Source organism: Pseudonocardia hierapolitana, from assembly GCF_007994075.1.
GTDB lineage: Bacteria > Actinomycetota > Actinomycetes > Mycobacteriales > Pseudonocardiaceae > Pseudonocardia > Pseudonocardia hierapolitana.
This window is the reverse complement of the sequence record NZ_VIWU01000001.1, coordinates 3,208,958-3,228,702: the sequence shown is the minus strand read 5'-3', so window position 1 is coordinate 3,228,702 and position 19,745 is coordinate 3,208,958. Positions and strand designations below refer to the sequence as shown.

At 74.2% G+C, this 19,745-nt stretch carries 20 protein-coding genes; 7 read left to right on the top strand and 13 right to left on the bottom strand.

Annotation, left to right across the window (positions count from 1 at the left end; translation table 11 throughout):
* The first annotated feature begins 56 nt into the window (after window positions 1-56).
* On the top strand, window positions 57-1,073 hold the full coding sequence (gene add / locus FHX44_RS15515) for an adenosine deaminase (protein ID WP_147256450.1): 1,017 nt from the start codon (window positions 57-59) through the stop codon (window positions 1,071-1,073).
* Here the strand turns inward: add and FHX44_RS42790 are convergent.
* From FHX44_RS42790 to FHX44_RS15450, 13 genes are all read right to left on the bottom strand, one after another.
* Window positions 1,068-1,412, bottom strand: coding sequence for a DUF202 domain-containing protein (locus FHX44_RS42790; protein WP_212612493.1), 345 nt, complete (start codon window positions 1,410-1,412; stop codon window positions 1,068-1,070). The two genes, add and FHX44_RS42790, sit on opposite strands and share 6 nt — an antisense overlap.
* Entirely contained in the window at window positions 1,409-1,783 is a 375-nt protein-coding gene (locus tag FHX44_RS15505; RefSeq protein ID WP_147256449.1) for a YidH family protein, read from the bottom strand. Before FHX44_RS15505 ends, FHX44_RS42790 begins: the two co-directional genes overlap by 4 nt.
* A 72-nt stretch (window positions 1,784-1,855) precedes the next feature.
* Window positions 1,856-2,995, bottom strand: coding sequence for an acyl-CoA dehydrogenase family protein (locus FHX44_RS15500; protein ID WP_147256448.1), 1,140 nt, complete (start codon window positions 2,993-2,995; stop codon window positions 1,856-1,858).
* A 1-nt stretch (window position 2,996) separates the two neighbouring features.
* Window positions 2,997-3,818 carry a class I SAM-dependent methyltransferase gene (locus FHX44_RS15495; RefSeq protein WP_147256447.1) on the bottom strand — a complete coding sequence of 274 codons (822 nt, stop codon included), beginning with the start codon at window positions 3,816-3,818 and terminating at the stop codon, window positions 2,997-2,999.
* A gap of 87 nt (window positions 3,819-3,905) precedes the next feature.
* Entirely contained in the window at window positions 3,906-6,794 is a 2,889-nt protein-coding gene (locus FHX44_RS15490; RefSeq protein ID WP_212612492.1) for an AfsR/SARP family transcriptional regulator, read from the bottom strand.
* Window positions 6,795-6,839: 45 nt separating this feature from the next.
* Window positions 6,840-7,109: a hypothetical protein gene (locus FHX44_RS15485; protein WP_147256446.1), complete on the bottom strand. Its 270-nt coding sequence runs from the start codon at window positions 7,107-7,109 to the stop codon at window positions 6,840-6,842.
* 147 nt (window positions 7,110-7,256) lie between these two features.
* The gene (locus tag FHX44_RS42160) at window positions 7,257-7,577 is read right to left on the bottom strand and encodes an AzlD domain-containing protein (RefSeq protein WP_170308920.1); all 321 of its coding nucleotides are present in this window, start codon (window positions 7,575-7,577) and stop codon (window positions 7,257-7,259) included.
* Window positions 7,574-8,257 carry an AzlC family ABC transporter permease gene (locus tag FHX44_RS15475; RefSeq protein ID WP_170308919.1) on the bottom strand — a complete coding sequence of 228 codons (684 nt, stop codon included), beginning with the start codon at window positions 8,255-8,257 and terminating at the stop codon, window positions 7,574-7,576. Before FHX44_RS15475 ends, FHX44_RS42160 begins: the two co-directional genes overlap by 4 nt.
* A 93-nt stretch (window positions 8,258-8,350) precedes the next feature.
* Entirely contained in the window at window positions 8,351-9,994 is a 1,644-nt protein-coding gene (locus tag FHX44_RS15470) for an FAD-dependent oxidoreductase (RefSeq protein WP_147256444.1), read from the bottom strand.
* A gap of 43 nt (window positions 9,995-10,037) precedes the next feature.
* On the bottom strand, window positions 10,038-10,703 hold the full coding sequence (locus FHX44_RS15465) for a cysteine hydrolase family protein (protein ID WP_147256443.1): 666 nt from the start codon (window positions 10,701-10,703) through the stop codon (window positions 10,038-10,040).
* On the bottom strand, window positions 10,654-11,352 hold the full coding sequence (locus FHX44_RS15460) for an NADPH-dependent F420 reductase (RefSeq protein ID WP_147256442.1): 699 nt from the start codon (window positions 11,350-11,352) through the stop codon (window positions 10,654-10,656). Before FHX44_RS15460 ends, FHX44_RS15465 begins: the two co-directional genes overlap by 50 nt.
* 76 nt (window positions 11,353-11,428) lie before the next feature.
* A complete protein-coding gene (locus FHX44_RS15455; RefSeq protein ID WP_147256441.1) occupies window positions 11,429-11,776 on the bottom strand; it encodes a winged helix-turn-helix transcriptional regulator in 348 nt (115 codons plus the stop codon).
* 10 nt (window positions 11,777-11,786) lie between these two features.
* Window positions 11,787-12,977, bottom strand: a complete 1,191-nt coding sequence (locus tag FHX44_RS15450) for an MFS transporter (RefSeq protein WP_246170397.1) — start codon at window positions 12,975-12,977, stop codon at window positions 11,787-11,789.
* 106 nt (window positions 12,978-13,083) lie between these two features.
* On the opposite strand from FHX44_RS15450, the gene FHX44_RS15445 reads away from it, so the two are divergent.
* From FHX44_RS15445 to FHX44_RS15420, 6 genes are read left to right on the top strand one after another with little or no spacing between them, the layout of a single operon-like run.
* Window positions 13,084-14,577 (top strand): ABC transporter substrate-binding protein, encoded by a 1,494-nt coding sequence (locus FHX44_RS15445; RefSeq protein ID WP_170308918.1) that lies wholly within the window; start codon window positions 13,084-13,086, stop codon window positions 14,575-14,577.
* Window position 14,578: 1 nt separating this feature from the next.
* On the top strand, window positions 14,579-15,529 hold the full coding sequence (locus tag FHX44_RS15440) for an ABC transporter permease (RefSeq protein ID WP_147256438.1): 951 nt from the start codon (window positions 14,579-14,581) through the stop codon (window positions 15,527-15,529).
* Window positions 15,526-16,389, top strand: a complete 864-nt coding sequence (locus tag FHX44_RS15435; RefSeq protein ID WP_147256437.1) for an ABC transporter permease — start codon at window positions 15,526-15,528, stop codon at window positions 16,387-16,389. The genes FHX44_RS15440 and FHX44_RS15435 overlap by 4 nt, the downstream gene beginning before the upstream one ends.
* Window positions 16,386-17,927 (top strand): ABC transporter ATP-binding protein, encoded by a 1,542-nt coding sequence (locus tag FHX44_RS15430; RefSeq protein WP_147256436.1) that lies wholly within the window; start codon window positions 16,386-16,388, stop codon window positions 17,925-17,927. Before FHX44_RS15435 ends, FHX44_RS15430 begins: the two co-directional genes overlap by 4 nt.
* A 12-nt stretch (window positions 17,928-17,939) precedes the next feature.
* Window positions 17,940-18,494 carry a GNAT family N-acetyltransferase gene (locus tag FHX44_RS15425; protein ID WP_147261204.1) on the top strand — a complete coding sequence of 185 codons (555 nt, stop codon included), beginning with the start codon at window positions 17,940-17,942 and terminating at the stop codon, window positions 18,492-18,494.
* Entirely contained in the window at window positions 18,491-19,720 is a 1,230-nt protein-coding gene (locus FHX44_RS15420; protein ID WP_212612491.1) for an MFS transporter, read from the top strand. The genes FHX44_RS15425 and FHX44_RS15420 overlap by 4 nt, the downstream gene beginning before the upstream one ends.
* Window positions 19,721-19,745: the final 25 nt, after the last annotated feature.

The following is a 19,745-nucleotide window of genomic DNA, read 5'->3' as shown; positions in this document are numbered from 1 at the left end:
GCCGGACCGCTCGATCGAGGCTTACCGCAGATCGACCGGTGGAGCACGATGCGTGCATGGACGTGGAACTCAGCGAGTTCGTGGCCGGCCTGCCCAAGTGCGAGCTGCACGTGCACCTGGAGGGCACCCTGGAGCCGGAGCTGAAGCTCGCCCTCGCCGAGCGCAACGGGGTGGACATCGGGCAGAGCACGGTCGAGGAGGTCCGGGCCACCTACCGGTTCGACTCGCTGGCCTCGTTCCTCGCCGTCTACTACCCGGCGATGGACGTGCTCGTGACCGAGCAGGACTTCTACGACCTCGCGCACGCCTACCTCGTGCGGGCGGCGTCGCAGAACGTCCGCTATGCGGAGGTGTTCTTCGATCCGCAGGTGCACATGGGGCGCGGGGTGTCGTTCGAGGCCGTGGTCCGCGGCTACCACCGCGCTCTGCAGGACGTCGAGCGCGACCTCGGCGTGGCCGGCGCCCTGATCATGTGCATCGTCCGGGACCTGCCCGCCGCCAACGCGATGGAGGCGCTGGACGCGGCGCTGCCGTTCAAGGATCTGATCGTCGGCCTCGGTCTCGACTCCGACGAGCGGGGCAACCCGCCCGCCAAGTTCGCGGAGGTCTTCGCCAAGGCCCGGGACGAGGGGCTGCATCTGACGATGCACTGCGACATCGACCAGGAGAACACCACCGAGCACATCCGGCAGGCGCTCGAGGACATCCGGGTCGAGCGCCTCGACCACGGCACGAACGTCGTGGAGGACCCGCGGCTGCTGCAGGTCGTGCGTGAGCGCGGCACCGGGCTCACCTGCTGCCCGATCTCCAACGGGTTCGTCACCGGCGACATGAAGGCGCCGGTGATCGCCGGGCTGCTGCGCGAGGGTGTCCGCGTCACGGTCAACTCCGACGACCCGGCCTACTTCGGCGGCTACGTGGCGGAGAACCTGCTCGCCCTCGCGAGGGCCGTCGACCTCAGCCCGGCCGAGCTGGTGCAGCTGGAACGCAACGCGTTCGAGATCGCCTGGCTGCCGGACGAGCAGCGTGCCCGCTACCTCGCCGAGCTGGAGGAGTACGCCGCCGCGCTATAGGTGGGCACCCACCACCACAGCGAGCGCCGCGACGCCGACGGACGTGCAGGCGATGCAGACCGCCGCGATCAGGCGCCCGCCCGGACCGGAGACCAGGTTGCCCTCCTCGAGCAGGCAGGCCTGTGCCCGGCGCGCTCGCCGCGTCGACCCGATGACGAGCAGCGCGGCGAGGCCCAGCCCGAGCAGCCCGACCACCACGGCTCCCGCGCCGAGCGTCGGGAAGAGCACGCGAGTGCCGGCGATCGCCCCGACGGCCACGGCCAGGCCGGTGCGCCGCCACGCCAGCGCGGTGCGCTCCGGCTGCAGTCCTGGATCGAAGATCCGGCCGCCGTCTGTCATCGCAGCAGCAGCGCTGCCAGGAGGAGCAGGCCCGTGATCGCCGTCCCGACGGTCAGGGGGACCATCAGCGATGGCGCGCTCAGCGGCCTGCCGTTCCGCATCGCGCGCTCGTCGCGGCTCCAGGCGAACCACGCCTGCACCGGCGTCAGCAGGCCCAGGACGATCAGCAGCACGGACGCCGCGAGCCGGAGCTGCGGTTGCATCGGTGGGGCGACGGCCTCGAGCGCGATGCCGCAGGCGAGCAGGGCGAGCGCGGTGCGGATCCAGGCGAGGAACGTGCGCTCGTTGGCGAGCGTGAACCTCGGATCGGGTTCGCTGCCCTCGCCGAACACCCAGCGCGGGAAGCGACGGGACGCCACCGGACTGCTCATCACGGCAAGTGTGCACCACAATGTCCGGTCATATCGAAGGAAGTCCCAGTTCGTGAGACGGAGATCTCCGGCTCACAGGAGCGCGGACGGCGGGACGTCGGCGCCGAGGAGGAGCCCGCCGGTCAGCTCGAAGATGCTCGGCGCGGCCTGGACGTGTGCTGCGGCGGTGCGCAGGTCCTGGAACCGCCGTTGCAGCGGGTGGTCCTCCGGCACCGCGACCGCGCCCGCGACCTGCTGCAGGACGTCGGTCGCTCCCACCGCGGCCGAGATCCCGTGCGTGATCGCGAGGCGCACCCGGATCCGCTGCTGCGGGTCGGGCGGGTCGCCGGCCAGGATGGTGGCCCACACGTCCGCGACCGTCTCCCGCAGCCATGCCCGGGCCGAGGCGACCTTGGCCTCGGCTCGCGCCGTCGTGATCTGCACCATCGGCCGGTCCCGCAGCGCCGCCCCGCTCAGCCAGCGCGTCGTGTCCGCCGCGAGCTCGGTGAACGCGACGAGCGCGCCACGGGCCACTCCGAGCGCCTGCGCGGCCTGCAGGACGAAGGCGAGGTTCTGGTAGCCGTCGCGGTACAGCGGCCCGTCGTGCGGCGCCGTGCCCAGCGCCGGCATCGGCAGCGTCCAGTCATCGGCAACGGTGACGTCCTGGAGCGTGAAGTCGTGGCTGCCCGTGGCACGCAGCCCGACGGAGCGCCACGTGTCGATCACCGTCGCCGCCGTGGCGGGCACGTAGACCAGCCGCAGGGCGCGGGGCCGCTCGATCACGCACGTCCCGTACAGGTGATCGGCGTACGTGCAGCCGCTCGCGAAGCTCCACTTCCCGCTCACCCGGTAGCCGCCGTCGATCCGAACGGCGCGGCCGCCCGGGCGCAGCACGCCGGCCAGTGTCGCCGCCGGCCGGCCGACGACCTGCTCCGCGACCGGCGGCGGCAGGAACGCGGCGAACCACGCGGACTGGGCGCCGATCATGACGGCCCATCCGGCCGAGCCGTCGACCCGGGACGCGGCCTCGACCACGTCGGCGGCCGTGAGGGGGTCGAGCTCGAGCCCGCCGAGCGCGCGCGGGACGAGCAGGTTGAACAGCCCGGCCTCGGCCATGGCTCGGGCGAGCTCGTCGGGAAGCCGCCGCTGCGCGGCACTCGCCGCCCTGGTCTGCTCGATGCGCGGGACGAGTAGCCCGAGGGCGGCGAGCGGCGAGGTTGCCGTCGTCGTCATCTCACGGCTTCCGGGCGGTGACGAGCAGGTACTCGGCCTCCCATCCGGCGCCGGTGCTCCAGGTGGTGAGGAATTCGAGGAACTCGCGGTCGAGGTCGGCGATCCGCTCCGGTCGGTCGGCGTTGTACTTGTACACGGCGATCGTCGGCCCGTAGGTGCGCTTCCAGTACTCGCGGAACTCGGTCGGATCGGTGAGGTGGTCCAGGCGGACGGTCCGGCGCCGCATCTCGAGCGGGGTGACCCGGTCGCCGAACAGCGCGCGGACGTGCTCCTCGTCGCCCCATCGCGGTGGCGGGGTCGCGCCGGGCGGCGGTGGCGGCGCGTACGGCCCCATCGTCGCGAAGAGGTTGCCGATGAACCCCTGCGGCGTCCAGTTGATCATGCCGATGGTCCCGCCGGGGCGCGTCACCCGGACCAGCTCGTCGGCGACCGTCTGGTGCCGCGGCGCGAACATGGCCCCGACGCAGGACATGACGACGTCGAACGTGTCGTCGGGGAAGGGCAGGGCCTCCGCGTCGGCCTCGGTCCACGTCAGGTCGACGCCCCGCTCGGCGGCGATCCGCCTGCCTGCGGCGAAGAGCTCGGGTGTCAGATCCGACGCGGTGACGTCGGCGCCCGTGGCGGCGGCCGGGATGGCCGCGTTGCCGGAGCCCGCACCGACGTCGAGCACTCGCTGGCCCGCCCGTACGCCGGTGGCCTCGACCAGCGCGGGACCGAGCTCGGGGATGAGCTGCGCCGCAACGGCGGGGTAGTCGCCCGACGCCCACAGTGCCCGGTGCTTGGCCTTGAGCTCGCGGTCGGCGTCCTGAACGGTCCTGGTCATATTGTCCTCACAAAGCTGGGTTCCAGGGAGCTGCAAGCCTGGGCGCCGTCGCATCGGCGTTGTTTCGACGGACGTGAAATGCGCTGGTCAGCCGTGGTGGGCGAGCGCTGCGCGCGCGTGTGCCACGACCGCCGATCCGGAGAGCCGGGACCCGATCGCCGTCGCGTCCGCGTACCGCTCGTCGCCGACAGCACGGGCGAGGTCGGCCAGGCGGGCCGCGTCGAGCGGGGACGGCTTGCCCGCTGCGACGAGCGCGGCGTGCAGCGCGACGGCGTCCTCCGCGGCGCCGCCGCGCGCCAGCAGGCGCGCCACGTACCGCAGGGCGATCCACTGCTGGCTCCAGTCGCCGACCCGCTCCCAGTGGTCGAGGACGTCGAGGAAGTCGCGGCACGCCCGCGCCGCATCGGCGTGCACGGCCCGGGTGGCGGCGCTCTCCATCAGCGCGATGCCGTGCCACCAGAAGTTGCGCACCGACGCGGCGAGGCGGCCCGCCTCGTCGAACAGCGCGAGCGCGCGGTTCGGGTCGGACTTCTTGAGCACCAGGCCGAGCGCGTACCGGGCCATCGACCGCGCGGTCGGGTTGGCGGTCGGGTCCGCCACCCGCACCGCTTCCTCCGCGGCGGGCAACCCGTCCTCCGGGGCGCGCAGGACGGCGTGGCACACCGCGACGTAGTAGAGGGTCCAGACCAGCCGGATCGGGTCCTCGTCGCGGCGGGCCCGCTCCACCTCGCCGCGGTAGTGCCGCAGGGCCGAGGCGGGATCGCCCTCGTACAGGGCCACATCGGCGAGGACGTCGCCGGGATAGGCGACCCGCCCGGTGCCGCGTGCCGGCACCCGCCCCTCCGCGCGGGCGGCGAGCGACCGTGCGCGCACGAAGTCGCCGCGGTTCCACACCCCGCGCGCGGCCGCGCCGACCGCCGCGGCGAACAGCGGGTGCCCGGGATCCGCGAGTTCGAGCGCCCGTTCGGCCCAGTGCGCCGACTCGTAGCCGACTCGCAGGTGGGCGAGCTCGGGAAGCGAGGTGACCAGCCGCAGTGCGAGGTCGGCGTCCCGGTCAGCGACGGCGCGCTCGAACGCGGCGCGCAGGTTGTCGAAGTCGGGGAGCACCCGTTCCACCCAGATCCGCTCGTCGGCACCCTGTACGGCCCGGGCGCCCCGTTCGGCGAGCGCCGCGAAGTGAGCGGCGTGCCTGCGGGCGAGGTGGTCGGTCAGGCCGGCCCGGTCGAGGTGCTCGCGCCCGTACGCGCGCAGCGTCTCGAGGACGAGGTAGCGGGAGCGGCCCGGCCCGCCCCGTGCGATGACCATGGACTTGTCGACGAGCCCGACCAGCAGGTCGAGCGTGTCCTCCTCGGTGCGCCCCTGGTCGGCGCAGACGCCGTGCGCGGCGTCGAGGTCGAACCCGCCCGCGAACAGCGACAGCCGGGTGAACAGCGTCCGTTCCGGCTCGGAGAGCAGGCGGTAGGACCAGTCGATGGCGGCCACGAGGCTCTGGTGCCGCGGGTCCGCACCGCGCGTGGCGTGCAGCAGCCGCGAGCTGTCGAGCCGGTGCGCGAGCTCCGTCGCCGACATCGCGCGGATCCGGGCGGCTGCGAGCTCGATGCCGAGCGGCAGCCCGTCGAGCCGCCGGCAGATCTCGCCCACCGCGTCCTCGACGTCGGGATCGAGGGCGAACTCCGGGCGGTGCGCCCTCGCGCGGTCGGTGAACAGCGCCGCGGCGTCGGCATCGCGCAGCGGATGCACCGGGAGCACCCGTTCGCCCTCGACACCGAGCGGCTCCCGGCTCGTGGCGAGCACCACCACCGACGGGCAGTGCCGCACGACCCGGTCGACGACCCGGGCCGCCGCGTCCAGGACGTGCTCGCAGTTGTCCACCACGAGCAGCAGGTCGCGCCCGTCGAGGTAGTCGGTGAGCGTCTGCTCGATGCCGAGCCCCTGTTGTTGCTGCACGCCGAGCGCGCCGGCCACGGCGTGGCCCACCGCGGCGCCGTCGGACAGCGGGGCGAGCTCGCACAGCCACACGCCGTCGGGGAAGCGCGCACCGACGTGGCGGGCGGTCTCGACGGCGAGCCTGGTCTTGCCGACGCCGCCGACGCCGGTGAGCGTGACCAACGGGCCGTCCCGCACGGCGTCCGCGACCTGCCGGACGTCGTCGTCCCGGCCGAGGAAGCGGGTCGGGCGCCGCTCCAGGTTGCCGCGCGACCGCGCGGTGCCGCGGCGCACGGTCGGGGCACCGGGGTCGGCGTCGAGGATCTGCTGGTGCACCCTGCGCAGCTCCGGGCCCGGTTCGCTGCCCAGCTCGTCGACGAGGCGGCGACGGATCCGCTGGTAGGTCGAGAGCGCGTCGGACTGCCGGCCGCTGCGGTACTGGGCGAGCATGAGCTGCCCGGACAGGCGCTCGTCGAGCGGGTGTGCGGCGGACGCGGCTGCGATCTCGCCGAGGAGCTCGGCGTGGCGGCCTGCGCCGAGGGCCGCGTCGTTCCGGTCGAGCACGGCGGCGAGCCGCTCGGCCTCCAGCGCGGTCCGCAGGTCGGCGAACCAGGGCACGTCGACGGTCGGGAACGGGGCGCCCTGCCACAGGTCGAGGGCCTGGGTGAGGAGTGCGGCCGCCTCGGCCGGCCGATCGGTCTCCCGCGCGCGGGAGACCAGGTGCCGGAACAGGTGCAGATCCACGGTGAGCGGGTCGGTCGCGAGCAGGTAGCCGCCCGGTCCGCGGGTGATGCGCACCCCGTCGACGCCGGTGAGCACGCCGCGCAGCCGGGACACGTAGGCCGACAGGGCGTTGCGGGCCCGGTACGGCGGCCGGTCCGCCCACACCCGGCCGATGAGCTGGTCGGTCGGGACGGGCCTGCCGACGTCGACCAGCAGGGCGGCGAGCACGGTGCGTTGCCGCGTGTGGCCGGTCTCGAGCGGGCGCCCGTCGAGACACGCCTCGACGTCGCCGAGCAGCCGGAACTCCACCGTCATCGCACGCGCCACCGCCGGGCACAGTCTGCGCCCGAGCGGCCTGCGGGACCAGGCCCGTCAGGCGGCAGCGTGGTCGTACGCGCCGTCGAGTGCGGCCCGGCCGGCGCCGGTGAGCAGGGCGGTGGCCGGTGTCCCGCGGGCACCGGATCCGGCGCGAGCCAACAGCCCGGCCTCGAGAAGGACGTGTGCCCGCGGCTGGTCGCAGAACCACCGGCCGTCGACGCGCAGGTCCGGGATGCCCGTCGGGGCGATGTCACAGCGGCCGGCGGCGACCGCGCGCAGCAGCGCCCGGTCGCGTCCGGTCAGTGTCGGTGTCGTGGTGGACATGGTTACCTCCGCTATGAGGACGCCGGTGGGGGCCTCGGGGTTCGCTTTCGTCCCGAAAAACGGTGCACCCGGCCCCTTGCACCGCGCTGTCAGGCCGCTCACAGACCCGTGTCAGCGACCCGTGTCAGCGCGCCGACGGTGGGGCGCTCACAGGACGGTGAGCGCGACGGCCACCGCCAGCCCGGCGACGACCGGAAGGACGAGACCACGCCTCCGCCATGCGATCACCGCGGCCACGACCGCGCCGAGCAGCACTGGAAGCCGGGGCCCGAGGTCGGGCAGGGCGGACCCGCCCGCAATCCCCGCACCGACCATCGCCGCGATGGCGGCCGGTGCCGCGTGGTCGAGCAGCCGCCGCGCCGGGGCCGGGAGCCGTGCGGTGGGAAGCAGGGCGATCGGGGTGACCCGGAGGACCCAGGACACGGCACCGGCCGCGAACAGCGTCGCGACGATCGTGGCGGCGCTCATGACGGCATCCGGTCGAGCAGGGCGCCGGCCGCGATCCCGGCGACGATCCCGGCGACCAGCCCGACCCCGCCGGGCAGGGGCGCTCCCGCGGCGGCGACGAGCAGCGCCGTGAGCGCGATCAGGGCGGGACGCACCGCGGCCAGCCGGGGCCCGAGCATCCCTGCGAGGACCACGACGGCGGCGGCGTCCAGCGGGGACCCGGCCGGGAGCAAGGGGCCGAGCACACCGCCGAGCCCGACCATGGCGACCCATGAGGCCATCAGCAACCCGCCCGCGACGAGCCAGTACCGGCGGAACCGCGACGGCTCGTCGAGGTCGTCCCGGCCGAGCACCATGAGGTAGGTCTGGTCGATCAGCAGGGCCGGGCCGCACCATCGGAACCAGCGCGGCTGATCGCGGAACCGCGGTTCCAGCGCCGCGCTGTACAGCAGCAGACGGGCGTTGATCAGCACCGCGGTGCCGAGCGCGGCGAGCACGCCCGCGCCGGCGGCGAACATCGTCAGCGGCGCGAAGTGCGCGGCGCCGGCGAAAACGGTGGCCGCCGCGGCCGCGTCGGCGAGGGGTGGCACCCCGAGCTGGGTGGCGGTCGCCCCGATGACGAGCCCGAACGGCGCGACGCTCAGCGCGACCGGGAGCGTGTCGCGCGCGGCGTGCAGTGCGGGGGTCGAGGTCTGGATCACGATGCCCTCCTGACGCGGCATGGGTCTGCCGCACTGCACGCACCGTGGCCGACGGGGTATCGGTGCTACCGCCGCGTTCGTGAAATCACCTGTTCAGAGGGATGCGCCTCGTATCAGGTCCACCAGTCGCAGCGGCTCGGCGGGTACGCGATCGCCGCGCCAGGCCACGTGCTGGTCGGGGCGGGCCAGGACGAGCGCTCGGGGGGCCAGCTCCTCGCTCGCCTCCGCGTCCAGATCGAGGACGGCCAGCGGTACGCCCCGCATCGACGCGGCCGCGACCAGGTGACCCACCTCGACCGACCGGTTGCGGCGCAGGAGTGTGTAGTACGGCCCCAGCGCGTCGAAGAGCGACCGTCCGTCGGGCAGCCACAGATGCGGCAGCCGGCAGCCCGGCACCGTCGAGGGGGTGAAGCCGGACATCGTGTATGCCGGTGCCGCCGCACCGCCGTAGGCGATGATCGGCGAGTCGTCGTAGAAATAGCCGAAGTTCAGCCCGCCGCAGCAGTACTGGTTCACGTTCAGGGCGTAGGCGGCGGTGCCGACCTGCGCGCGGACGAGATCCCCTGCCCGGCCGGGCGCCTCGATGTCGTCGGGCACGGCGTCGCGCTGCGCGCTCAGCGCGATGGCGTGGTCCATGGCGAAGCGGGAGACCTGATCGGTGATCGGGAGCCGTTCGGCCTCGTAGGCGTCCAGGATCGATTCCGGTGCCCACCCGCCGAGCACGGCGGCGAGCAGCCAGGACAGGTTCGTCGCGTCCGCGATACCGGCGTTCATGCCATAACCCGCCATCGGTACCCAGATGTGCGCGGCGTCGCCGCAGAGGAACACCTTGCCCTCGCGCAGGCGGTCGGCCACGAGCCTGCGGCCGATCCAGTCCTCGGTGCCGGTTACCTCGTACTCGAAGGTGGATCCCACGCCGAGGATCAGGCGGATGCAGGCGTCGCGGTCCACGGCATCGAAGTCGGTCTCGCTCGGCGTCAGGTAGTTGTGGATCAGCCACGTCTCGCGGCCGTCGATCGCGTACATGTTGCCGGTGCGCCGAGGGTTCAGCGAGAAGTTCGCCCAGGCCGGGGCGGGCATCAGCTTCAGCAGGCCGGGCGCGCGGACCACGGTGGACTGCACGCGCTGCACGACCGGGTCGCCGTGCAGCCGGGCGCCGATCCGACGCCGGACCCCTGATCGGCCACCGTCACATCCGACGAGGTAGGCGCAGGTGATCTCGACGTGTTCCCCGGTGTCCAGGTCCTCGGCCCGGGCGACCACTGCGCGATCGGACTGGGTGAAGCCTGACACCCTCGTCCGGTTCAGCGCGACCAGGCCCGGTGCGGCGACGGCGTGCTCGTGGAGGATCGGCTCCAGGTAGATCTGGTTGATGCGGTGCGGCGGCTCCGGCGTCGGCCACCACGTGTCCGGTCCGCCGGTGGCCGTGAAGCGTTCCGCTCGGCTGGGAATGGGGATGCGCGCGAGCTCGATCCCGGTCGCCGTGGTCCGGAAGACGACGTCGTTCGGGTAGTCCGGCGGCAGGCCGGCGTCGCGCACCGCCCCTGCCACCCCGAGCCGGCGGAAGATCTCCATCGAGCGGGCCGACACGTGGTTGCACTTCACGCTCGGCGGTTCGCCCCGGCGCCGCACCTCCGCAACGGTCACATCGACACCGCGCCGAGCCAGGTCCATCGCCAGCGTCAGGCCGACCGGACCGCCGCCGACGACCAGCACCTCGGTCTCGAGCCTGCGCATGAAGGGTCCACGCACGCCACCGCCGGATTGTTCGATGCGGGTCTCACGACCGCCGTGAGATCAACTCCAGCACGTCGGACGTGGGACGCACGTCGCCGAAGCTGCGGTAGATGGTCCGCAGCGTCGCATTCTGGACCCTGTCCCACCCGTCGGCCGTGCCGTCGGCCACGAACACGACGCGGTAGCCGAGCGTGGCGGCGTCGCGCGCGGTCGACTCGCAGCACACGCTCGTGACGGTGCCGGTGATCAGCACCGTGTCGACGTTCCGCTCCGCGAGCGACGCGGGGAGCGTCGACCGGCCCGGGAAGAACGCGCTGGCCGCCGACTTCTCGGCCCACACGTCGTGCGCCCGCGCGTCGAGCTCGGGGATCAGCCGCTCGGGAAGGGAACCGGTGCCGCCGGCCGCGGCGTACACCGTGGCGACGGCGGACCCGTAGAAGCCGGTGGCCCAGTCCGACGGTGGACCGACCTCGGGGAGGACCCACGCCACGGTGCCGCCTGCCTCCCGCAGCGCAGCGGCCAGTGCGTTCACGTTCGGCACGACGCCGCGGGCGGCGGTGAAGAACGGCACCATGTCCACGACGACGAGAGCGGTGCGCACCGGATCGAGCTCCTCGTAGGCGTACCGCCGGCCGCGCCGGGCCTCGTGCCGCGCGTACTCACGCTCGTCGATCGACCAGTCGTGCGGTCGCGGTTCGGATCCCGTCATGATCCGGAGTATCGGCGGTGACGAGGTTGAACACGGTGTCGGTGGGCGCGCCGCCGAACAAGAAACCGATCACGATCGCGGCCATCGCCTCGAGGTGCCTGGCGCGGTGCAGCGGCCCGACATCGCGCGGCTCGCACCCCGTGTCCCGCACGAGACCGGCCACGAGGTCCTTCCCGGCGGGGTCGTCCCCGGCGATCGGGACGACCAGCGGCCGCCCGTCGAAGCGTGGGGGGTCCATCGCCCAGACGTCCGCGTGGCACTGGTTGAACGCCTTGACCACCCGGCTGCCGGGCGCGAGCCGGGCGATCTGCTCGGCGAGCGACACCTCGCCCGTGGTGAGCGTGAAGCTCCCGGTCTCCACCGGGTTGTTGCAGTCGATCAGAGTGCGCCCGGCGAGCGACCCGTCCGCGGCCCCGGCGGCGAGCAGCGCGGGGATCACGTCGGTCGGCCAGATCGCGAGCAGGGCGGCATCGCCGAACCCGGCGGCGTCGCGCAACGCGCCGTGCGGGACGTCGGGGCCGAGGCGAGCGGCGAGCACCTTGCCGCGCTCCGCGTCGCGGGCGCCGATCATCACCTCGTGCCCGGCGGCCAGCCACTGCGCAGCCAGCACGGCTGCCATGTGGCCCGCACCGATGATCCCGATCCTCATCGTGACTCCTCCCGGCCCGGGAGTTCGTCCGGGGCCGGGTACGAGCCTGCTGTTCCGTGGGGAACCCCCCGGTGCCCTACGGCACGCCGTCGCGGACGGCGGCGACCTGCTCCGCGTGCTGCTCGGCCCACCTGGCCAGCACCGTGACCGGCTCGAGCAGGCTCTCGCCGAGGTCGGTGAGGGAGTACTCGGCGCCGGGCGGTGCGGACCGGATCGCCCGCCGCCGCACGAGCCCGCTGCCCTCGAGCCGGCGCAGCGTCTGCGTCAGCACCTTCTTCGATATCCCGCCGATCCGGTCCAGCAGCTCCCCGTACCGCAGCGGGCCCTCCCGCAACGCGAACACCACGACGACGGGCCACGTGCCCGCCACGAGGTCGAGCGTGGTGCGCGCCGGGCAGTCCGCCAGGAAGACGTCGGTCTCCACGCCGCCAGTCTCACAGGGAACGGGAGAAGGTGCGCGTGCCCGGCACGAGCATCGCCGCGGCCGGGGCGACGAGGCAGACCACGGCGCAGGCCAGCAGCACCGGGCCGGCGCCGAACGCCGCGATCGCGGGCGCGATGAGAGCCAGCCCGAGCGGGGCGAGCCCGTAGGAGAGCAGGAAGTCGACGCTCGACACCCGGGCGAGCAGCCGCGGGTCCACCTCGCGCTGCGTCGCGGTGAACCACGGGACGTTGAACAGCTCGATGCCGATCCCGGTCACGACGTAGGCCGCGACGACCACCGCTGCCGGCACGGGGAGCAGCAGGGACAGCGGCGCGAGCGCGTACAGGGCGAGGCCGCCGAGCGCGGCCCGGCCCGGCGCGGCGGGCCGCAGGCGCGCGACGAGGAACGCGCCGGCCAGCGCGCCGACGGCGTACCCGGTGGTGGCCGCGGCGAGCACGGCCTCGGTGCCGTACCGGTCACGGGAGATCAGGGGGAGTGCGACGCTGGTTGCGGAGTAGCCGGTGGCGATCACGGCGGTCAGGGCGGCCAGGCCGGCGAGGAACCAGGGATGGCGCCTGGCCTCGGCCAGGCCGTCGGCGAACTCCCGCAGGAAGGGCCCACGGGTGGGCGGTGCGTCGGCGGCTCCCCTGGGCGGGAGCACGGCTGCGACGAGCCACAGGGCGGCGGTGCCCGCGACGAGCGTGCGGACGTCGACGGCGAGGGCGAGCAGCGCGGCGGCCGACGGCGCGACGAGCACGCTGACCCGCACCGCGATGGTGATCGCGGCATTGGCCTGCTGGCGCTGTTCGGGGGCGACGACCTCGGCGGTGAGCGCCTGGAAGGCGGGCCGGCAGGCACCCTGCCCGGCCCCGACGACGGCCGCCGCGGCCGCGAGCACGAGCGTCGACGTGCCGAGGCCTGCGGCGGCGATCGGGCTGGCGACCGCTGCGGCGCTCCCGGACCAGGCGACGACCGCGCGCCGCGGGTACCGGTCGGCCAGTACGCCCGCGGCCGGCACCGCGGTGAGGAACCCGACGGTCCGGGCGGCCAGCGCCAGACCCAGGCCGGTGGCGCCGAGCTCGCCGTCCAGGACGGCGAGCCCGAAGAGGAACGGCAGTGCCCAGGTGGCGAGGCCGGACGCGGTGGTGCCGGTCCACAACCGCACGAACGCCGCGTCACGCAGGACCGAGCCGGTGGGCACCGAACCAGTCTTGCATATGACTTGCAACAACCACTTCAATGCACAAGCCGCCATGTGATCAGAACTACTGGAAGATGGTAATCGTATTCATCTACTCTCCGTGCTCGTGCCCCGCTTCCTCACCCTGCTCGTCTTCGCCCTGCTCGTGAGCGCCTGCGCGAGCGGAGACCGGGCCGCGGACGGGGAGCTCACGCTCGCCGTTGCGAAGATCAACGCCACGCTCGACCCCACCGAGGCGCTGACCACGAGCTACCTGCGCTCGTACGGCGTGGGCGAGTCCCTCGCCAAGATCCGGCCCGACGGCACCGTGGCACCCGAGCTGGCCGAGTCGATCGAGCAGACCGCACCCGACACCTGGACGGTGGTGCTCCGCGACGGCGCGCGGTTCCAGAGCGGCGCGCCCGTGGACGCCGAGGCGGTGCGGGCGTCGCTGGAGCACTCCGCCGCCGAGAACGAGCTCGCGGGCGACCTCATGGAAGGCCTGACGATCTCGGTCCTCGACCCGCGCACGCTCACCGTGCGCAGCACGGGACCTGCGCCGTTCCTCGACTACACGCTCTCCCACTACGAGCTGCAGATCCACAACGCCGCGACCGACGCCGACTTCACCGGGCCGTTCCGGGTCACCGGATTCGACGCCGAGCGCGAGCTGCGGCTGGAGCGCAACCCGAACTGGTGGGGGCCGCCCCCCGCGGTCGAGACGATCAGCGTGCAGCAGGTGGCCGATCCGGAGGCGCGGGCGCAGATCGCGCTGGCCGGGCAGGCCGACATCGTCGATCTCCTGCCCAGCTCGGCGGTGCCCGAGCTGCGGTCGGCGGACGGCCTGACGCTCGTCGGCGCCCCCGCGGCCAACACGGTCGCGGTCTACCTGAACCCGGCGTCGCCGGTGCTCGCCGACCAGCGCGTCCGCCAGGCCCTGGCCTGGGGAGTCGACCGCGCGGCGGTGGCGGAGATCGCAGGCGAAGGGCTCACCGAGCCTGCGCCGAGCTGGCTCGCCTCCAACCCCGCCTACCCGCAGGCCGACCAGCAGGGCTTCACCCGCTACGACCCGGATCTCGCCGGTCGACTGCTCGACGAGGCCGGATGGGTCCGCGGGCCGGACGGGCGTCGCTCGAAGGACGGCGTACCGCTGGCGATCCGGCTCCAGACCTGGGGTACCGAGGGGCCCACCGGAGAGGTGCTGCAGGCGCAGTGGGACGCGCTCGGGGCGGACGTCGAGCTGTCCTACGTGGACAACGCGCTGGTGCAGCAGGCGCGGGAGCGCGGCGACTGGGACGCGCAGACCGCGGCGTTCACCACGCTGGGCAACGTGCCGAGCCTGTTCACCGTGCAGCTGGGCCGTGGGGGCTCGGGCAACTACGGCAAGTACGACCTGCCGCAGGTCGCCGGGCTCGTCGAGCGGGCGAACACGGCCACCGACGACGAGACCCGCACCGCCGCCGTGCTGGAGCTCAACGCGCTGCAGGCCGAGGTCGTCCCCGCGATCCCGGTGCACCCGCGCCCGCAGGCCACTGCCGTCGCCACCCGGGTCGGCGGCTTCGTCGCCCACCCGCTGCAGTACGAGAACCTCGTGCAGCCCGGCATCACCCTGGGCGGCTGAGGTGCGCGCACTGCGGGGGACACTGAGCACCGTCGGCATGCTGCTGGTGGCCTCGGTGGTCGTGTTCGCGATGATCCGCTCAGCCCCGGGTGACCCGGTCGACGTGCAGCTCGGTGAGTCCGGCGGCGTCTCGCTGAGCCAGGCCGACGAGGACCGGATCCGCGCCGAACGGCTCGCCGAGCTCGGCCTCGACCGGCCGCTGCCCGAGCAGTACGCACGCTGGCTCGTGCGCATGGTCAGCGGCGACTGGGGCACGTCGTACCGCACCGGCCAGCCGGTGCTCGACGAGATGCTCGACCGGCTGCCCGCGAGCCTCGCGCTGGGCGCAGCGGGCTTCGGCGTGGCCGTGGCGCTCGCAGGCGGACTCGCGCTGCTGGCGAGCCGGCGCCCCGGCGCGCCCGTCGACCAGCTCGTGCGGCTGGCGACCCTGATGACCGTCGCGGTGCCGTCGTTCCTGCTCGGCACGCTCGCCCTGCAGATCGCGACCGGCACCACCGGCTACCGGATCGCCGGGCCGGCGAGCACCGACCGGATCTGGCTGCCCGCGCTCGTCCTCGGCATCGCGATCACCCCGACGATGTCCCGGGTGCTGCGGGCCTCGCTGGTCGCCGAGCGCGGCCGGCTCTACGCGGTGGCCGCGCTGGCCCGCGGCGCGTCGCCGTCCCGCACGTTGCTGCGCCACGTCCTGCGGCCCGCGGTCGGCCCGGTGATGATCCTCGGCGGGCTCGCGTTCGCCTCGCTGGTCACCGGGTCGATCATCACCGAGGCCGTGTTCACGTGGCCGGGCGTCGGGCTGTTCGCCGTGGACGCGATCGCGGCGCAGGACTACCCGGTCGTGCAGGCCTACGTCGTGCTGGCGACCGCCCTCGTCGTGCTGGTCAACCGCGGCGTCGACCTCGCCGGCCGGCTGGTCGACCCCCGCCAGGACGCACGCGCGGAGGCGGTGGCATGACTCCTCCCACCCGCCTCGCCGCCTTGCCGTCCCCCGTCACGGGCCGGGGACGCGGTCTGCTCACCGTGGGTGTCGTCCTGCTCTCGGTCGTCGTGCTCGCGACGCTCACCGCACCCTGGCTGGCCCCGTTCGACCCGGTGGCGCAAGGGGTCGGTCCCCGACTGGCCTCGCCGGACGGCGAGCACTGGCTCGGCACCGACCGGTTCGGCCGCGACACCGCCTCCCGCGTGCTGCACGGCGGGCGGAACACCCTGCTGCAGACCGGTGCCACGATGCTCGCGGTGATCGCGATCGGCGCGGCGGTGGGCACCGCCGTCGGCATGGCCGGACGCAGGCTGGACGACCTGGGGCGCCGGCTGATCGACGGGGTCGTCGCGTTCCCGGCCGTCATCGTCATCCTGGCGTTCGTCGGGTTGCGCGGCCCGTCGCTGGCGGCGGTGCTCGGTGGCGCGCTGCTGGTGTGGTGGGCGCCGTTCGCCCGGTTGACCCGGTCACTCGTGCGCTCGGCGCTGGCCGAGCCGTCGGCGGTGGCCGCCCGCGCACTCGGGGCATCCCGCACCCACCTGCTGCGCACCGAGGTCGCACCGCGCCTCATCGGGCCGCTGGCCGTGCTCACCGCCGTCGAGGCCGGGCAGCTGATCGCGACCGTCGCCGGCCTGTCGTTCCTGGGGATGGGTGCCCAGCCGCCCGCTGCCGAGTGGGGCGCGATGCTCGCCGAGGCGCGCGGAGCCGCGCTGTCGAACCCGCACCTCGTGCTCGGGCCCGGCCTCGCGGTGCTGGTCACGGTCTTCGCGCTGACGTGCGTCGGCGAGGGCCTGCGCGACGTGCTCGACCGCTCCACGCAGGCGGTGGCGTCGTGACGCCCGTGCTGTCGGCCCGCGGGCTCACCGTGGAGTACCCGGGCCGGACCGTCCTCGACGACGTGGACCTGGACGTCGGTGCCGGGGAAGCCGTCGTCGTGCTCGGCGGCAGCGGATCGGGGAAGTCGACGCTGCTGCGCGCCCTGCTCGGCCTGGTCCCCGCCCCGGGCCGGGTGCGCGTCGGCGAGCTCACCCTGCGCACCGACGCGGGACCCCTCGACCTGACCGCACCCGGCGCATGGCCCCTGGCCCGGGGCCGGGAGATCGGCATGGTGTTCCAGGACCCCGCGCTCGCGCTCACCCCGCTGCGCCGCGTCGGCTCCCTGCTCACCGAGGTCGGCGGCGACCCGGCGCAGGTGGAGCCCCTGCTGCGGGCGAGCGGGTTCGCCGACCCCGCGCCGGTGGCGCCCCGGCGCGCGTTCGAGCTGTCCGGCGGCATGGCGCAGCGCGTCGGGTTCGGCCTGGCGGTGGCAGGCCGGCCGCGGGTCGTGCTGGCCGACGAGCCGACCACGGCGCTGGACGGCCCGGCCCGGGAGGAGCTGGTGGCCCGGCTGCGCGAGCAGGCCGCAGCCGGAACGGCGGTCGTGCTCGTCACCCACGATGTGACGGTCGCGGCTGCGTTCGCCGACCGGGTCGTGGTGCTGCACCGCGGCCGGATCGTCGAGGAGGGCTCGCCGGCCCGGCTGCTCGGCGACCCGGTGCACGAGGCGACCCGCGCCCTGGTGCGCGACGTCCCGTGGGCGCTGCCGACGCGGTTCCCCGCCCCGCGGCGCGGCGACGCGCTCGCGATCCGCGTGCGGGGCCTGACCAAGTCCTACGCCCGTACTCCGGTGCTGGACGGGCTCGACCTCGACGTGGCTGAGGGCGAGGTGGTGGGCGTCGCGGGCCGCAGCGGCGGCGGCAAGACCACCCTGCTGCGCTGCCTGCTCGGCCTGGAGCGCCCGGAGGCCGGCGAGCTGCAACTCGCCGGTATCGACCCGGCGGCGCAGGGGTGGCGGGCGGTGCGCCGCGCCGTGCAGCTGGTGCCGCAGGACCCGCGCGCGTCGCTCAACCCGTGGCGGACGGCCGCGCAGCTCGTCGCCGACCCGCTCGACTTCCACGGGATCGGGACGCGCGCCACCCGGCGCGCCCGGGCCCGCGAGCTGCTCGCCGCCGTCGGGCTGGACGGGCTCGCCGGCCGCAGGCCGAACGCGCTGTCCACCGGTCAGTGCCAGCGGGTCGCGATCGCCCGCGCGCTCGCCGTGCGGCCCCGGGTGCTCGTCGCCGACGAGCCCGCGTCCGCGCTCGACGTCACGCTGCAGGCCGAGCTGATCCGCCTGCTGTCGCAGGTGGTGGCCGAGCACGGCATGACGGCCCTCGTCGTCTCCCACGACCTGCACGTGCTGGAGCGGCTGTGCGACCGCATCGCCGTGCTGGACGGCGGGCGGTTGGTCGATGACCTCCCGGTCGCCCGCCTGCGCAGCGACGCGACGCACTCCCGCACCCGGGCCCTGCTGGCCGCCTACCCGACCGATCCGCTGACCGGCGTCGCCGGCTGAAGAAGGGGACTCATGACCGACTACGCGATCCGCCGCGCCGTGACCGAGAAGGATCTCGACGGCGCGCGCGCCGTCGTCCTGCACACCGCGGAGACCGACCTCGGCTACGGCTACCAGCTGCAGTGGCACTGGGACCTCGACCGCCCCGTCGAGACCTACGTGGACAACCCGCGGCAGGCCATGTTCGTCGCCGTCGACCTGGCGGGCACGGTCGTGTCCACCGCGGCGATCCGGATCGGCGGCCCCAACGTCCCGCCGCACCCACCGGAGCTGGGCCATCGCTACGCCGACCGGCAGGCCGTCGCGCAGTTGCTGCGGGTGGCGACGCTGCCCGAGCACCGCAGGCACGGCCTCGCGCGCCGCCTCGTGGCCGCCTGCCAGGAGTTCGTCCGCGCGGACGGCGGCTTCCGGGTGATCTACCTGCACACCAACACGAAGGTGCCCGCGGCCGAGCCGTTCTGGCGGTCGCTCCCCGTCGTCGAGATCCGCGACGACCGGGGACGGGAGAGCGACCCCCGGTTCGCGACCGTCCACTTCGAGCTCCCGCTGGACGCTCCCGTCGCGTGACCACGCCGTCCGTCCGCGCGCAGTTCCGGGCCCTCCCGCCTGCGGCCCGGTTGCTCGTCGTCAACCAGTTCGGGATCAACGTCGGCTTCTACATGGTCGTGCCGTTCCTCGCGACCTACCTGGTCGACGACCTCGGCTACGCCGCCGCGCTGGTCGGCGTGGTGCTCGGCGTCCGGACCCTGTCCCAGCAGGGTCTCTTCCTCGTGGGCGGCACCGCGGCCGACCGGCTCGGCGCCCGCCCGGTGATCGTGCTGGGGTGCGCCCTTCGGGTGCTGGCGTTCGGGCTGTTCGCGGTCGTCACCTCGCCGGCGGGGATCGTGGCCGCCGCGGTGCTCACCGGGTTCGCGGGAGCGCTGTTCAACCCGGCCGTCCGCGCGTACCTGAGCCGGGAGGCGGGGGAGGGCCGCGCGGGCGCGTTCGCCGTGTTCAACACGGCCGCCGACGCGGGCGCGTTCGTCGGGCCGCTGCTGGGCGCGGCGCTGCTCGCGGTGGACTTCCGGCTGGTCGCGGCAGTCGCATGCGTGACGTTCCTGCTGCTCACCGTGGCACAGGTGCTGGTGCTGCCGGCGCACCCGGTCGAGACCCACGCCGATGGCGTGCTCGGCAGTTGGGGAGCGGTGGTGCGCAACCGCCGGTTCGTGGCCTTCACGCTCTGCGGCTCGGCCTACTTCGCCCTGTACAACCAGGTCTACCTGGTCTTCCCGCTCGAGGCGCAGCGGGTGACCGGCACGCCCGCCGCCGTCGGCGTCCTCTTCGCGGTGTCCACCGTCGCCGGCATCGCGCTGTACGTGCGGGTCGCCGCGTGGGGTGGTCGCCGCTGGCCGCCCGGCACGTGCGTGGCCGTGGGGCTGGCGCTGATGGGCGTCGGGTTCGCCCCGGTCGCGGTCTCCGCTCCGCTGCTGCCGACGGCGACCGGCATCGCCCCGGCCGCCGCGGTGCCGGTGCTCGCAGGCGCGGTGGTGTTCACGTTCGGGATCGCGCTGGCCAACCCGTTCACGATGCAGCTGCTGCCGGTGGTGGGCAGCGAGCGGCTCATCGGGACGTACTACGGCTTCTACCACCTGGTGTCCGCGCTGCTCGCCGCGGCGGTGTCGGCCGCAGCAGGAGCACTGCTCGACCTGACCGGACCCGGTTGGCGGGCGGTGGCCCCGCTCGCGCTGCTCGCCGTGGGGCTCGCCGGCGCTGCCGGAATGGCGCTGTTGCAGCGGCGTGGCCACCTATCTTGACTCAAACTTCCCTTGATAGGGAAGG

Excerpts from the sequence above, each read along its gene's own strand:
- FHX44_RS15485 (WP_147256446.1), bottom strand. The coding sequence starts at position 7,109 with ATGTCCACCACGACACCGACACTGACCGGACGCGACCGGGCGCTGCTG.
- FHX44_RS15465 (WP_147256443.1), bottom strand. The coding sequence starts at position 10,703 with ATGACGGGATCCGAACCGCGACCGCACGACTGGTCGATCGACGAGCGT.
- FHX44_RS15460 (WP_147256442.1), bottom strand. The coding sequence starts at position 11,352 with ATGAGGATCGGGATCATCGGTGCGGGCCACATGGCAGCCGTGCTGGCT.
- add (WP_147256450.1), top strand. The coding sequence starts at position 57 with ATGGACGTGGAACTCAGCGAGTTCGTGGCCGGCCTGCCCAAGTGCGAG.
- FHX44_RS15495 (WP_147256447.1), bottom strand. The coding sequence starts at position 3,818 with ATGACCAGGACCGTTCAGGACGCCGACCGCGAGCTCAAGGCCAAGCAC.
- FHX44_RS15470 (WP_147256444.1), bottom strand. The coding sequence starts at position 9,994 with ATGCGCAGGCTCGAGACCGAGGTGCTGGTCGTCGGCGGCGGTCCGGTC.
- FHX44_RS15425 (WP_147261204.1), top strand. The coding sequence starts at position 17,940 with ATGACCGACTACGCGATCCGCCGCGCCGTGACCGAGAAGGATCTCGAC.
- FHX44_RS42790 (WP_212612493.1), bottom strand. The coding sequence starts at position 1,412 with ATGACAGACGGCGGCCGGATCTTCGATCCAGGACTGCAGCCGGAGCGC.
- FHX44_RS15500 (WP_147256448.1), bottom strand. The coding sequence starts at position 2,995 with ATGACGACGACGGCAACCTCGCCGCTCGCCGCCCTCGGGCTACTCGTC.
- FHX44_RS15505 (WP_147256449.1), bottom strand. The coding sequence starts at position 1,783 with ATGAGCAGTCCGGTGGCGTCCCGTCGCTTCCCGCGCTGGGTGTTCGGC.
- FHX44_RS15435 (WP_147256437.1), top strand. The coding sequence starts at position 15,526 with ATGACTCCTCCCACCCGCCTCGCCGCCTTGCCGTCCCCCGTCACGGGC.
- FHX44_RS42160 (WP_170308920.1), bottom strand. The coding sequence starts at position 7,577 with ATGAGCGCCGCCACGATCGTCGCGACGCTGTTCGCGGCCGGTGCCGTG.